Origin of the sequence: Caballeronia sp. DA-9 (assembly GCF_051615025.1) — a bacterium.
Taxonomy (GTDB): Bacteria; Pseudomonadota; Gammaproteobacteria; order Burkholderiales; family Burkholderiaceae; genus Caballeronia; species Caballeronia sordidicola.
In genome coordinates this window covers 441,731-455,369 of sequence record NZ_CP195133.1, presented here as the reverse complement: position 1 = coordinate 455,369, position 13,639 = coordinate 441,731, and the positions used below count along the sequence as shown (strand labels likewise).

Genomic DNA, 13,639 nt, shown 5'->3' with positions numbered 1-13,639 from the left:
TATTTGCGGTCACGTACGCGCCTTAGTTACGAACCGGCTTGCCGGTTTGCAACATGCCCATGATCCGTTCCTGCGTCTTCGCGGTGCCGAGCAAGTCGACAAACGCACGACGTTCGAGCGCCAGCAACCATTCTTCATCGACGAGACTTCCCGCTTCCACGTCCCCGCCGCACACCGCTTCTGCGATACGGCTCGCAATCAGGAAATCGTGATCGCTGATAAAGCGTCCGTCGCGCATGTTCACGAGCGACGCCTTGATGGTGGAGATCGCCGAGCGTCCGGCCACCGGAATCTGCGTAACACGCAACGGCGCGCGATAACCCGCGGCGCTCAAGGCGCGCGCTTCCTTCTTCGCAATATCGAGCAGTTCGTGCACGTTGAAAACGATCGTGTCCGATGCCTTGAGATACCCCATCGAACGCGCTTCCAGCGCCGATGCCGAGACCTTCGCCATCGCGGCGTTTTCGAACGATTTCTGCAGGAACTTGAGCAGGTCGCTGGTCGCGTTGACAGCGCTGGCCGCGCTCGCCGCACGCAACGCTGCTTCCTTCAGGCCGCCGCCCGCAGGCACGAGGCCCACACCCACTTCGACCAGTCCCATATAACTTTCGATGTGCGCAACCCGCTTGGCCGAATGCAGCGCGAGTTCGCAACCGCCGCCGAGCGCGATGCCCGACACCGCCGCCACCACCGGCACGCTCGCGTACTTCACGCGCAACATGCCTTGCTGGAACTTCTTCACAAACGGTTCGATGCCCTTCGCACCGCCCATCATGAACGCGGGCATGGCTTCTTCGAGGTTCGCGCCAGCCGAGAACGCGCCGCCCGGATTGCCGAGCTTCAACGCGGAGGTTTGCCAGATCACGACGCCTTTGTAATCGGCTTCGGCAAGTTCAATAGCCTTCGTCAAGCCTTCGATCACCGCTGGCCCGATCGTGTTCATCTTGCTCTTGAACGATACGATCACGACGTCGTCCTCGCCCGCGCGGTCATCGACCCAGGCGCGCACGGCATCGGTTTCGAACAAGGTCCTGCCGTAGGTCTTCGGATCAACGCCCGCTTCGCCAAGCAGCGGCGCGCGGAAAACCTGCTTCCTGTAGACATCGAGCGATGAACGCGGGATGAATTTCGAAGCACTCGGCGACCACGATCCTTCCACCGTATGCACGCCGCCCTTCTCGGCCACGGGACCGTCGAACACCCACGATGGCAGCGGCGCCTTCGACAACGCCTTGCCTGCATCGATGTCTTCCTTCACCCATTGCGCGACCTGTGTCCAGCCAGCCGCTTGCCAGCCTTCGAACGGCCCTTCGTTCCAGCCGAAACCCCAGCGAATGGCGAGATCGATATCGCGCGCATTGTCCGCCACGGACTCCAGATGCACGCCGATGTAATGGAACACGTCGCGGAAAATGGACCAGAGGAATTGCGCTTGCGGATGTTCCGATTCACGCAGGAGCTTGAGACGTTCCGCCGGCGGACGCTTCAGGATCCGGCCGACGAGTTCGTCCGCCTTGCCGCCGCCATCGACGTAGGTTCCCGTCTTCGGGTCCAGCACCTTGATGACCTTGCCTTCCTTCTTGTAGAAACCCGCACCCGACTTCTGACCCAGCGCGCCGTTCTTCACCAGACCGGCCAGCACGGCCGGCGTCTCGTACAAGGCGAAGAAAGGATCGTCGGGCAGGTTGTCCTGCATCGTCTTGATGACGTGCGCCATGGTGTCGAGACCGACCACGTCCGCCGTACGGAACGTCGCCGACTTCGCGCGGCCAAGACGTGCGCCGGTGAGGTCGTCGACTTCATCGAAACGCAGTCCGAACTTCTCCGCTTCCGCGATCACCGCAAGAATCGAGAACACGCCCACGCGATTCGCGATGAAATTCGGCGTGTCTTTCGCGCGCACGACGCCCTTGCCCACCACGCTCGTGAGAAAGGTTTCGAGCTGATCGAGGATTTGCGGCTGCGTGGTATGGGTCGGAATGAGTTCGACCAGATGCATGTAGCGCGGCGGATTAAAAAAATGCACGCCGCAGAAACGCGCCTTGAGTTCGTCCGAAAAACCCTTCGATAACTCCGTGATCGAAAGCCCCGACGTATTCGTCGCGAAGATCGCCTTCTCACCGATATACGGCGAAATCTTCTTGTACAGGTCGTGCTTCCAGTCCATGCGCTCGGCAATGGCTTCGATCACGAGATCGCACTCTTTGAGCTTCTCGATGTCGTCGTCGTAATTCGCTGGCTGGATATATTGCGCGTCGTCCTTCACGCCGAACGGCGCGGGCGACAGCTTCTTCAAGTTCTCGATGGCTTTCAGCGCGATGCCGTTCTTCGGGCCTTCTTTCGCCGGCAGGTCGAACAGCAGGACCGGCACCTGGGCGTTGATCAGGTGCGCCGCGATCTGCGCGCCCATCACGCCGGCGCCGAGAACCGCCACCTTGCGTATGTTCAGATTGCTCACGTTGTGTCTCCGGGAGAGGTATTCGGTGTGACCATGCGCCACGTCTTTGGAAGACGCGGCGCCATGCAAAAGAGACTTAGAACAAGGCTTCGTCGTATTCCATCAGCGTCTTCGATCCGGCGCGCGCGGCGCGAATCGTCGATGCCGTTTCAGGCAGCAATTTCGCGAAATAGAACCGGGCGGTGGCGAGCTTTGCCGCGTAGAACGGATCGCCTTCGGCCTGCTTGTCCAGCGCGATGCGCGCCATGCGTGCCCAGAAATACGAGAACACCAGATGCCCGACGGTACGCAGATACGGCACGGCGGCGGCGCCGACTTCGTCCGGATTCTGCATTGCCTTCATGCCGATTTCCATGGTCAGTTTCTGCACCTTGTCGCCAATGTCGGCGAGCGGGTTGATGAACTCCTGCATCTCCGGCTTGACGCCCTCTTCTTCCACGAAGTCCGTCACGAGCTTGCCGAACTTCTTCAGCTTCGCGCCCATGTCGCCAAGAATCTTGCGGCCGAGCAGGTCCAAAGCCTGAATCGAATTCGTGCCTTCGTAGATCATGTTGATGCGGGCGTCGCGCACGTATTGCTCCATGCCCCATTCGGAGATGAAGCCATGGCCGCCGTAAATCTGCATGCCCATGTTCGTGCCTTCGAATGCATTGTCCGTCAAGAAAGCCTTGATGACCGGCGTCAGCAGCGCGACCAGATCGGCGGCGTCCTTGCGCGCTGATTCGTCGGCGTGGGACAGTTCTTTGTCGATGTTGAGCGCCGCCCAGTACGTGAACGCGCGGCCCGCTTCGGCGTAGGCCTTTTGCGTGAGCAACATGCGGCGAACATCCGGATGCACGATGATCGGATCAGCGCCCTTTTCCGGCGCTTTCGGCCCCGTCAGCGAACGCATTTGCAGGCGTTCCTTCGCGTACGTCAACGAGTTCTGATACGCGATTTCCGTCAGGCCAAGCCCTTGCATGCCAACGCCGAGACGCGCGGCGTTCATCATCACGAACATGGCGTTCAAGCCCTTGTTCGGTTCGCCGACAAGCCAGCCTTTCGCCGAATCCAGATTGATCACGCAGGTTGAATTGCCGTGAATGCCCATCTTGTGTTCGATGGAACCGCACTTCACGCCATTGCGTTCGCCCGGAGCGCCGGCGTCCGTAGGAATGAACTTCGGCACTATGAAAAGCGAAATGCCCTTCGTGCCGGCCGGTGCGCCCGGCAAGCGCGCCAGCACCAGATGCACGATGTTTTCGGCAAGATCGTGTTCGCCGCTGGAGATGAAGATCTTCGTGCCGCTGATGGCGTAGGAACCGTCGCTGTTCGGCTCGGCCTTCGTGCGCAACATGCCCAGGTCCGTGCCGCAATGCGGCTCGGTCAGGCACATCGTGCCGGTCCAGGTGCCTTCGACCAGCTTCGGCAAGTACGCCTTCTGAAGTTCCGGTGCGCCGTGCGCGTGCAGGCATTCATATGCGCCGTGCGACAGGCCGGGGTACATCGTCCATGCCTGGTTCGCCGAATTCAGCATTTCGAAGAGCGCGTTGTTCACGAACGCGGGCAAGCCCTGGCCGCCGTATTCCGGATCGCAGCCGAGAGCCGGCCAGCCCGCTTCAACGTATTGCCGGTAGGCTTCCTTGAAGCCGGTTGGCGTGCGCACGACGCCATCGCCTTCGTACGTGCACCCTTCGCGGTCGCCGACCTGATTCAGCGGGAAAAGCACTTCGGCGCAGAACTTGCCGGCTTCTTCCAGAACCTGATTGATCGTGTCGGCGTCGAGGTCCGCATGCTTCGGCATGTTCTTGACCTCGTTTTCCACGTTGAGCAATTCGTGCAGCACGAATTGCATGTCACGCAGCGGCGCGGTGTACTGTCCCATTCTTCATCTCCAAGTGTCCAGGAAGCTTGGATCAAAAGCGCCGCCGAATCGATGCGTTAAAGCATTCGCCGATTCGCCTGCGTCTAGAGACCCTTGCTTTGATACGAAACAATCGTCTTTTCCAGCGCGTCCCGCGTCAGTTGCACCGCCTCCGGCAAATGCAGGAAACGCGCATCATGATGCAGGCCGAGCGTGAAACTATAGAGTTCAAAAAGCATCAGCGCAGGATCGGTATCCGCGCGCAGATGCCCCTCGTCCTTCGCCTGGTTGATCGCGCGCGTAAGCGCTGCCCGCCAGGTCGTCACGCTATGCACGAGTTGCTCGCGGACTGCACTATCGGCGCGATCGTCGTACTCCACCGCACCGCTGATGTAGATACAGCCCGTTGTCACTTCCTCGATGCGCTTTTCCATCCAGCGCGCCAGCATGGAACGCAAACGCGGCAAACCGCGTGCTTCGCGAAGGCTCGGATAAAACACTTCGTCTTCGAAGCGGCGGTGATACTCCTTCACCACTTCGACCTGCAGATCCTCGCGCGAGCCGAAATGCGCGAACACGCCGCTCTTGCTCATCTGCATCCGCTCGGCCAGCAAGCCGATCGTCAAACCCTCGAGTCCATCCCGGCTAGCCAGGTCCAACGCGGCGTCGAGGATTGCGACGCGTGTCTGTTCGCCTTTTCGCATGATTTTCTACCGTTCTCATCAAGTCAAAATAAAATCGAACGGCCGTACGATTATTGTAGCCGACCGTTCCTGAAACAAGCTTTTTATTAGAAACCGGGGTCTAACTTTCGATCTCCGCCATAGGACGTATCTCAAGTTTGTGCCGGTTCAGGGGCTGACAGCCAGTGGGAGTGGCCCGGGCACCTCAATCGTAACGGCCGATGGTGAGCATTTTCATCATCGTGCGATACGCGTTGTAGGCGAGCCAGTTAAGCAGACGCTCACCGGCCGGGCGCGCCGCGTATTGCTCGAGCGTGATGGGCCGGGCGTCTTCGAACGCTGCGAGGATCGAGTCGCGCAGCTTCACGATCTCGTTCTCGTGGTTCACCAGCACCATGTTCGCCTCGTTGTTCAGCACGAGGCTCAGCGCGTCGAGGTTGGACGAGCCAACCGTCGCCCAGTTCGAATCGACCACGGCCACTTTGCCGTGCAGCATGGTTTTCTCGTATTCCGCGATCCGCACCCCGTATTTCAGCAGGTTCCGATACAAAAACGGCGTCGCGTAATCCAGCGCCACAAACTCCTTCCTGCCAATCACCAAGGTCACGCGAATACCGCGCTGCGCGGCACGAACCAGCGCGCGACGCAGCTTGCGGCCCGGCATGAAGTACGGATTCGCCAGCATCACCTCGTTTTCCGCGTGCGAAATGGCCGCCAGATAGGCCTTTTCGATCGCCCTCCGGTTCAGCAGGTTATCGCGCGCAACGAAGGCCACGCATGGCCGGTCCACCGCGTGGATCATGCCGCGCCGCGCGCGCAAACGCGCTCGCAATGCGCGCCGGCTGCTTCTGGACGAGGCGCTCGCCGCCGCGCCCTGATTCTGCGGGCTGGCGCTGCGCGGCTTGACGCCGAGGCGAATCCGCTGCCATTGGAGATCGAACGCTTCACGCACGTCTGATACCACCGGCCCTCGCGTCTCCAGAGCGAAATCCCATCGCGCGAATTCGATGGGAACGCCATTCTGATGGTAGTCGTCCACTATGTTGATGCCGCCGCAAAACGCGATCTCTCGATCGATCACCGCCAGCTTCCGGTGCGTCCGCGAGAACCCCAGCGGCCCGAACAAATGCGGGTTGTAGATGCGGTGCTCGACGTTCGCTTCCGGCCATTCGTCGAAAAGCGGCAGCTTCGCCGTGCCTATGCCATCGGTGATCACGCGCACATGCACGCCGCGCCGCCCGGCGTTCATCAAGGCGGCGGAGACGGCGCGGCCGGCGGCATCGTCGCAAAAAATATAGGTTTCGAGCGAGACCTCGTGCTTCGCGGCGTTGATGCGCCCGATCAGGTCCGGGAAAAATGCGTCGCCCGACTTCAGCAATTTGACCGTGTTATTGATGGTGAAGCACAACCTTCCCGGGCGGCGGCCGCGAAACAGCGCCTGCTTGAGCCGGGCAAAGCGGCGCGACGGCCCGCCGAAACCCATCACCGGCTGTGCTCCGCCAACCGCTCGGGCAATTGCAGGATTGCCTCACGATTCGATGACGAGAAACATTTCGCGGCGGCCTCGCGAAACGGCAGCCAGAGAAACGCGGTGTGCTCGCGCGGCGCGAGCGTCACTTCCACGCCGTGCGGCACGAGCAGGCTGAACTGGTGCTCGACGTTGCGCACAACGCCTTCTGCATAGCGATGCCGCCATTCCGGATAAATGTCGTATTCAATCTGATGATGCCAGTCGATCAGCGATCGCTCCGGCACGCCGGGGCTTCCAACCACGATCCCTGTTTCCTCGGCCACTTCGCGGGCAGCGGTCAGGGCGAAGGGTTCGTCGGCGTGATCTTTCGAGCCCGTCACGGACTGCCAGAACCCCGGCCGATCGGCGCGCTCGATGATGAGCACGTCCATCTCGGGCGTGTGGATGACAACGAGAACAGATTCTGGGATTTTCGGCGGCTTGGGCATTTTGGAAACGGTGCGGCCATTCGTGGAAGCTGGCCGAAGAATGTAACCCAAAAAACGAAAAAGGCGCATCGAGCGCCTTTTTCGTTTCGGATGGTGCCGACGGGTTGCTGGCTGCATCGATCATAAGCTATCGGGCCATTGCGGCCCGTTGTCAAAAATCGTGGCGGCGAGTCTTTTCGTGAACGCTTCCCTCTACCGTATTGGGCTATCCACGGCGCAATAACGAGCCTTGGCGTGCGGACTGACCCGTTTCTTGAGGTCAATTTGATACCTTGCCCAGCATACGTAACTTGCGTATATTAAATAAAACTCATCTTTATCGAATTGCCCGCGTTTAGTCGTTATCGAGAAGATTATCTCGATGACGACGATTATCGGAAGCTTCAGGCAGAGTTGCTGGCGCGTCCTACTTCAGGCAGCGTCATCAAGGGAACAGGAGGCTTGCGAAAGCTTCGTTTCGGTAGCAGCAAGCGCGGCAAAGGAAAACGCGGCGGGATACGCGTCATTTACTACTGCTGGGCTTCCGGATGGCAAGTCTGGTTACTTACGCTGTACGGCAAAGATGAAATGGACGATCTGTCGAACGACGAACGCCAGGAACTGGCAGCCATGTTGGCCGCGGAAGTGGGCCGGAGAAGCACGAAATGAAACGAAATCTGTTTGCTGAGTTGAAAGAAGGCGTCGGAGCATTAGCCGATCAGCGCGAGGGAAAATTGACGCTCCGGTCTGTCAACATGGACGTCCCGTCACCGGTCGAGGTCTCAGCCGACGAAATCAGGGAACTGCGCGCGAAGATGAATGTTTCGCGAGCGGTGTTGGCTCACAGGTTGCGTGTCAATCCGCGCACCCTGGAGAACTGGGAGCAGGGAACGGCAAGACCGAATGCCCAAGCCGCCGTTCTTATTAGACTGGTTGAGCAACATCCTGAGACGCTGGAATATCTCGCCGCGCTTTAGCGTGCCGATCTCCTACGCAGAATAACGAAAAAGGCGCATCGAGCGCCTTTTTCGTTTCGGATGATGCAGCAGAACGACTACTTACTGCACCTTCGGCTCCGGCTGACGCAGGCGAATGTGCAGTTCCTTCAACTGCCGTTCGTCCACTTCGCTCGGCGCTTGCGTCAGCAAGTCGGTCGCGCGCTGCGTCTTCGGGAACGCGATCACGTCACGGATCGAATCCGCACCCGCCATCATGGTGACGATACGATCCAGACCGAACGCAATACCACCATGCGGCGGCGCACCGTACTGCAGCGCGTCGAGCAGGAAGCCGAACTTGATGCGCGCTTCCTCGGCATTGATCTTCAGCGCGCGGAACACCTTGCTCTGCACTTCTTCCTGATAGATCCGCACCGATCCACCGCCGATTTCCCAACCGTTCAGCACCATGTCGTACGCTTTCGCGAGACAGCGGCCCGGATCAGTTTCCAGATATTCCAGATGCTCGTCCTTCGGGCTCGTGAACGGATGATGCGCGGCCACGTAGCGGTTGTCTTCTTCGTCGAATTCGAACATCGGGAAGTCGATCACCCACAACGGCTTCCAGCCCGACTCGAACAGCCCGTTCGCGCGGCCGAATTCCGAATGGCCGATCTTCAGGCGCAGCGCGCCCAGGCTGTCGTTCACGACCTTCGCGCGGTCTGCCGCGAAGAAAATGATGTCGCCGTCTTGCGCGCCGGTGCGCTCCATCACAGCGGCAATCGCTGCGTCGTGCAGATTCTTCACGATCGGGCTTTGCAGGCCGTCGCGGCCCTTCGTCACGTCGTTGACCTTGATCCACGCCAGACCCTTCGCGCCGTAAATACGCACGAATTCTGTGTACCCGTCAATATCCCCACGCGACAGATCCGCGCCCTTCGGCACGCGCAATGCCGCCACGCGACCGTCCTTCGAGTTGGCCGGCGTGCTGAACACCTTAAAGTCGACATCGCGAACAGCGTCGGTCAGGTCGGAGAATTCCAGTTTCACGCGCAGGTCCGGCTTGTCCGAACCGAAGCGGCGCATGGCTTCCGAATACAGCATGACCGGGAATTTCTCATCGAGCGAAACGTCGATGGTCTTCTTGAACACATGGCGAATCATCGCTTCGAACAGGTCGCGAATTTCCTGCTCGCTCAGGAACGATGTTTCACAATCGATCTGCGTGAATTCCGGCTGGCGATCGGCGCGCAGGTCTTCGTCACGGAAACACTTCACGATCTGGTAATACCGATCGAAGTTCGCGACCATCAGCAACTGCTTGAACAGTTGCGGCGACTGCGGCAACGCGAAAAACTGACCCGGATTCGTACGCGACGGCACCAGATAATCGCGCGCGCCTTCAGGCGTGCTCTTGGTCAGCATCGGCGTTTCGATGTCGATAAAACCCTGCTCGTCCAGGTACTTGCGCACTTCAATAGCCACGCGATACCGCAAGCGCAGGTTCTGCTGCATTTGCGGACGGCGCAGGTCGAGCACACGGTGCGTCAAGCGCGTGGTTTCGGAAAGGTTGTCGTCGTCAAGCTGGAACGGCGGCGTGACCGACGCGTTCAGCACGGTCAGCTCGTGGCACAGCACTTCAATCTTGCCGCTCGTCAGGCCGGCGTTCGCCGTGCCTTCGGGACGGCTGCGCACGACGCCCTTCACCTGCACGCAGAACTCGTTACGCACGCCTTCGGCAACCTTGAACATGTCCGCACGATCCGGATCGCACACGACTTGAACGAGGCCCTCGCGATCGCGCAGATCGATAAAAATGACGCCGCCGTGATCGCGCCGGCGATGTACCCAGCCGCACAGCGAAACGCTTTGGCCCAGGAGGGCTTCGGTCACCAGACCGCAGTATTCAGATCTCATCGACATGATGTTGTGTCTTTCGTTATTCATTGATCAACGGCGCGCGCGAACACGTGGGAAACAGTGTTTGCAGCACGCCGGCATTACAGCGGCGGGTCGACGGGACGGCGCGGCGCGGCCTGCGCGTGCGGCATGGACGGCGCGACTACTCCCATTGACACGATGTACTTCAACGCAGCGTCGACAGACATGTCGAGCTCGATGACTTCGCTTCTCGGCACCATCAGGAAAAAACCCGAGGTGGGATTCGGCGTGGTCGGCACGTAGACGCTCACATGATCTTCCGTCAGGTGATTGACTACGTCACCACCGGGAACGCCCGTCAGGAATCCGATGGTGTACGAACCCGAATGAGGATAACGGATCAGCAGTGCCTTGCGGAACGCGTTGCCGCTGCTCGAGAGCAACGTGTCCGACACTTGTTTCACGCTGGTATACAGCGGTCCGACCACGGGAATGTGACGCACGATCACATTCCACCACTCGACCAGTTTCTGGCCGACGAAGTTCTGCGTGAGCAAGCCCACGACGAAAATGAATGCGAGCGTCAGCACCGCGCCCAGGCCTGGCAAATGGAAGCCGAACACGCGCTCGGGCTGCCAGGATTCCGGCAGGAGCAGCAGCGTCTGGTCCATCGTGCCGATCACGAGCCCGATCACCCACATGGTGATAGCGAGCGGCACCAGCACCAGCAAGCCGGTTGCGAACACGGATTTCAACGTTGTCTTTTTGGTCGTCATTTACACAGCCGGAAGGCCGCACCGCTGGTATTCACGGTTTGGCTGGTTCGTCGCCCGACGTACAGCTTGATTCCGGGCGGACATCTGCGTGCGTGCGATCGGACAGATCGAGCGGTTGAGCGCGGTAAAAGCTAGCGCGGGTCAGGCTTCGTTTCCGTTTCAGACTTGGCTCTTTGCTTCGGGGCCTCGAAGAGCTTCACTCAGCGAGCGTCAATTAGATGCAGGAGCGGCCGGTTTGGCCGATGCCGGTGCGGACGCCGCGCTGCTCTTCGAGCTATCCGTTACGGGCGCACTTGCCGTGGACGAATCGCCTTTTGACGATTCCTTGCTCGAAGCGCCTGGATCCGATGCACTCTCGCTCTTTGTTTCTGCTTTCGCGCCGTCGTCTTTCTTCGCGGCAGCGGCCCCATTATTGCCGCCGCGGAAATCCGTCACGTACCAGCCCGAACCCTTCAGTTGAAAGCCCGCGGCGGTAACCTGCTTAACGAAAGTTTCCTTCCCGCACTGTGGGCAGGTGGTGAGCGGCGCATCGCTCATTTTCTGGAGCGCGTCTTTTTGAAAGCCGCATGACTCGCAGCGGTACGCGTAGATCGGCATGGCACTCTCTTCCTACGATTAACGTTTCGGCGCTTGGTAGGGTAGCCCTCCATCCTTATGGATGAAGGGCCCCCTAAGAACTGTACGTGCAAGTTTCCCCGCATACAGCTCAAGCCTACAGACAAAATCCTGATCAGGTCAGGACCGGCTTCGTCACAACAACGTTGCCAGCATGCACTTGCTGGTGACAGTGCGGGTGAAGCAAAACTCTGTTGGACAGCGTGTCTTTGCCACCATGCATCCGATACTCCAGATGGTGATCGTGCCAACCCGTCTCGTCCGTCAGCGCAGTGTCACAGTGTGCACACAACCCACCCTGTGACATGTACAGCGTCGCCCATTGCTTGCGATAGCGCATCGACTCCCACATGCGATCCTGCCGCAATTTCTCGCCGTACTGCTCCCACATGGGATCAAAAGGATGGAAATCCCCCTTAATCTTCACGTGTCGTTTGATGACTGTGCCGCTGACTTGGTACAGCTCAAACAAACCTCTACTGCCGTCCCGCTTAACCATGGGAGCAGCAAACACCCACTTCCGTTCGCCGACCGAATGAAAGTACTTCGACCTCACCCAGTCGGAGTTCTTCTGAGGGTGCCGCCGGGCTGCCCACCGCTGAAGCCTCTGGAAAATCAGATACTCCATGCGGGTGTACGCCTGCTTGGCAACTACGGGACTGTGATACTGCGCCCAGCCCCGTAGCATCGGATTTAACAGTCGGATCAGATCCTCCTGCCGTACCGCTTTGTTGCCGCTGATCGTTTCCGCCACCTTGCGATAGAACGCTTGCGCGTTTTTCTTGCTTGGCTTGATGAGCAGCTTTCCCGAGTACTTCCGGAAATTCCACCCAAGGAAATCAAAACCTTGATCTATGTGTGTGATCCGCGTTTTCTCCTCTGAGAGCTGCAAACCTCGAACCGCGAGGAAGGCTTCTGCCCAAGGTCGGACTTCGTTGACCAGTACCTCTTGCGAGTCCCCGGTGATAACGAAATCGTCCGCGTACCGCACCACATGAACCTTCAGCTTCTTGGCCTTCGCGGTCCCGAGTTTCGCACTGAGGTGCGCCACCAGCTCTCGCTCCAGCCCGTTCAACGTCACATTGGCCAACGTCGGGGAAATGATGCCCCCCTGTGGCGTACCGGCCTCCGTCGCCTGCAACTGACCTTGATAAATCAGGCCAGCCTTCAACCACTTCCGGAGAATCGCCGTATCCATTGGGACATTGCGTTCCAGCCAGTCATGGTTGATGTGGTCAAAGCATCCTTTGATATCCGCTTCCAACACCCACTGGGCCGAACCCTTCTGGGACATAGAAACGAAAATCTGGGACATGGCGTCGGCCGTTGAGCGATGACTCCTGAACCCATACGAGTTCGGATCGCTCGTGGACTCTGCCACCGGCTCCAAGGCCAGCAAGTACAGAGCTTGCATCGCTCTGTCATGCATGGTCGGAATGCCCAAAGGACGTTCCTTTCCATTGGCCTTGGGGATAAAGACCCTCCGTAAAGGCAGGGGCCGGTATCCACGCCGCTTCAACCGGTCGACAGCAAGCCGTCGACTTACGGGCGAATCCCATAGTTCGCGATCGACTCCAGCCGTTCGCGCACCCTGGTTTTGCGTAACACGTCGTACCGCGTACAACTTAGCGGACAACGTGCGGGTCAACATCCGTTGCAAGGCTTTCACCCTGCGCCATTTGCCTTCCCGCGTCGCCTTCGCAATTCGAATCTGCATCCCTCTCACGTTCCGTTCAACTCGACGCCAATCTACGGCATACCAGTCGTTAGGTGCGTGGGAAAGCGCAGATCCAGTCTTTCGACCAGATACTTTCATGCTGCTCTCCTACTCGAAGAAGTGAATCCCGAGCGAAGAACAAACCATCCCCCTTGTGGGAGCGATTTGCTCCCGCAAGGGGCTAAAAAAATGAATGGACGACCAAAAGCCATCCCGAACTTCTCAAGCGTTGAGGGTAGTCAGCCATCTTGCGACGGTAGACCAGACGGAAGTCTGCCCGCTTTCACGTGGAGTAATGTTGCAACCCCTATCCGACCCATTACAGACCGGCCTTCGCTTTTTCCGTCCTCCCATACCCGCACAATCAACAGCGTCCCTTGCGGTCCGCCTGCCAGCCAAACAAGACTGGCAACCATACGGGCTTACCACGTTCCCGGCGTGTCACACGACTGACTTAGGTTCCACCTCTCCCCCGGCGGTCTAATGACGACGTAACCCGAGCTTCGAGCGAGTTAACCGACCGCACACCTTTTGGTTGATGCCTAACAGCAGCTTTGGCACCTCAATTCTTACGGGGTTTATCAGCAGTTCACTTACATTAACCATATCAGCCAGCCTTGAGTCTCAACCCCATCGCTGCTAGGAGTATCCACACGACAACCTCACGGTTGCCGTCTGCCCCAAAACCGGGGGACCCTTTGTCAGAAGAGCTTCACACCCCACTGTTGCCAGTGACGCATGTCTTCCTAGGCTACTGCTAGTCGTATAGCAGGTTCACTACTCGCTTCCA

At 59.0% G+C, this 13,639-nt stretch carries 11 protein-coding genes; 2 read left to right on the top strand and 9 right to left on the bottom strand.

Going from position 1 to position 13,639, the window contains the following annotated elements; translation table 11 throughout:
* Nucleotides 1-22: 22 nt before the first annotated feature.
* From ACRWA7_RS18290 to nudB, 5 genes are all read right to left on the bottom strand, one after another.
* The gene (locus ACRWA7_RS18290) at nt 23-2,458 is read right to left on the bottom strand and encodes a 3-hydroxyacyl-CoA dehydrogenase/enoyl-CoA hydratase family protein (protein WP_438395335.1); all 2,436 of its coding nucleotides are present in this window, start codon (nt 2,456-2,458) and stop codon (nt 23-25) included.
* Nucleotides 2,459-2,534: 76 nt separating this feature from the next.
* Nucleotides 2,535-4,322, bottom strand: a complete 1,788-nt coding sequence (locus ACRWA7_RS18285) for an acyl-CoA dehydrogenase C-terminal domain-containing protein (RefSeq protein WP_438395334.1) — start codon at nt 4,320-4,322, stop codon at nt 2,535-2,537.
* Nucleotides 4,323-4,405: 83 nt separating this feature from the next.
* The gene (locus ACRWA7_RS18280) at nt 4,406-5,005 is read right to left on the bottom strand and encodes a TetR/AcrR family transcriptional regulator (RefSeq protein ID WP_060817239.1); all 600 of its coding nucleotides are present in this window, start codon (nt 5,003-5,005) and stop codon (nt 4,406-4,408) included.
* 184 nt (nt 5,006-5,189) lie between these two features.
* Nucleotides 5,190-6,467: a phospholipase D-like domain-containing protein gene (locus tag ACRWA7_RS18275; protein WP_438396688.1), complete on the bottom strand. Its 1,278-nt coding sequence runs from the start codon at nt 6,465-6,467 to the stop codon at nt 5,190-5,192.
* Nucleotides 6,467-6,943: a dihydroneopterin triphosphate diphosphatase gene (gene nudB / locus ACRWA7_RS18270; RefSeq protein ID WP_438395332.1), complete on the bottom strand. Its 477-nt coding sequence runs from the start codon at nt 6,941-6,943 to the stop codon at nt 6,467-6,469. Before nudB ends, ACRWA7_RS18275 begins: the two co-directional genes overlap by 1 nt.
* Before the next feature lie 441 nt (nt 6,944-7,384).
* Here nudB and ACRWA7_RS18265 point away from each other — a divergent pair, with 441 nt between their 5' ends.
* Together ACRWA7_RS18265 and ACRWA7_RS18260 are read left to right on the top strand one after the other, a co-directional pair.
* On the top strand, nt 7,385-7,591 hold the full coding sequence (locus ACRWA7_RS18265; RefSeq protein WP_438395331.1) for a hypothetical protein: 207 nt from the start codon (nt 7,385-7,387) through the stop codon (nt 7,589-7,591).
* Entirely contained in the window at nt 7,588-7,899 is a 312-nt protein-coding gene (locus ACRWA7_RS18260) for a helix-turn-helix domain-containing protein (RefSeq protein WP_438395329.1), read from the top strand. The genes ACRWA7_RS18265 and ACRWA7_RS18260 overlap by 4 nt, the downstream gene beginning before the upstream one ends.
* Nucleotides 7,900-7,980: 81 nt before the next feature.
* Here the strand turns inward: ACRWA7_RS18260 and aspS are convergent, their stop codons facing one another.
* The 4 genes from aspS to ltrA form a co-directional block, all read right to left on the bottom strand.
* Nucleotides 7,981-9,783, bottom strand: coding sequence for an aspartate--tRNA ligase (aspS, locus tag ACRWA7_RS18255; RefSeq protein ID WP_060817241.1), 1,803 nt, complete (start codon nt 9,781-9,783; stop codon nt 7,981-7,983).
* Between the two features lie 77 nt (nt 9,784-9,860).
* The gene (locus tag ACRWA7_RS18250) at nt 9,861-10,517 is read right to left on the bottom strand and encodes a DUF502 domain-containing protein (RefSeq protein ID WP_438395327.1); all 657 of its coding nucleotides are present in this window, start codon (nt 10,515-10,517) and stop codon (nt 9,861-9,863) included.
* Nucleotides 10,518-10,727: 210 nt separating this feature from the next.
* The gene (locus tag ACRWA7_RS18245; RefSeq protein WP_438395326.1) at nt 10,728-11,114 is read right to left on the bottom strand and encodes an FmdB family zinc ribbon protein; all 387 of its coding nucleotides are present in this window, start codon (nt 11,112-11,114) and stop codon (nt 10,728-10,730) included.
* A 133-nt stretch (nt 11,115-11,247) separates the two neighbouring features.
* A complete protein-coding gene (gene ltrA / locus ACRWA7_RS18240; protein ID WP_438395325.1) occupies nt 11,248-12,948 on the bottom strand; it encodes a group II intron reverse transcriptase/maturase in 1,701 nt (566 codons plus the stop codon).
* Nucleotides 12,949-13,639: the final 691 nt, after the last annotated feature.

Coding starts and splice junctions, on each gene's coding strand:
- ACRWA7_RS18285 (WP_438395334.1), bottom strand. CDS start 4,322: ATGGGACAGTACACCGCGCCGCTGCGTGACATGCAATTCGTGCTGCAC.
- ACRWA7_RS18280 (WP_060817239.1), bottom strand. CDS start 5,005: ATGCGAAAAGGCGAACAGACACGCGTCGCAATCCTCGACGCCGCGTTG.
- ACRWA7_RS18275 (WP_438396688.1), bottom strand. CDS start 6,467: ATGGGTTTCGGCGGGCCGTCGCGCCGCTTTGCCCGGCTCAAGCAGGCG.
- nudB (WP_438395332.1), bottom strand. CDS start 6,943: ATGCCCAAGCCGCCGAAAATCCCAGAATCTGTTCTCGTTGTCATCCAC.
- ACRWA7_RS18260 (WP_438395329.1), top strand. CDS start 7,588: ATGAAACGAAATCTGTTTGCTGAGTTGAAAGAAGGCGTCGGAGCATTA.
- aspS (WP_060817241.1), bottom strand. CDS start 9,783: ATGTCGATGAGATCTGAATACTGCGGTCTGGTGACCGAAGCCCTCCTG.
- ACRWA7_RS18250 (WP_438395327.1), bottom strand. CDS start 10,517: ATGACGACCAAAAAGACAACGTTGAAATCCGTGTTCGCAACCGGCTTG.
- ACRWA7_RS18245 (WP_438395326.1), bottom strand. CDS start 11,114: ATGCCGATCTACGCGTACCGCTGCGAGTCATGCGGCTTTCAAAAAGAC.
- ltrA (WP_438395325.1), bottom strand. CDS start 12,948: ATGAAAGTATCTGGTCGAAAGACTGGATCTGCGCTTTCCCACGCACCT.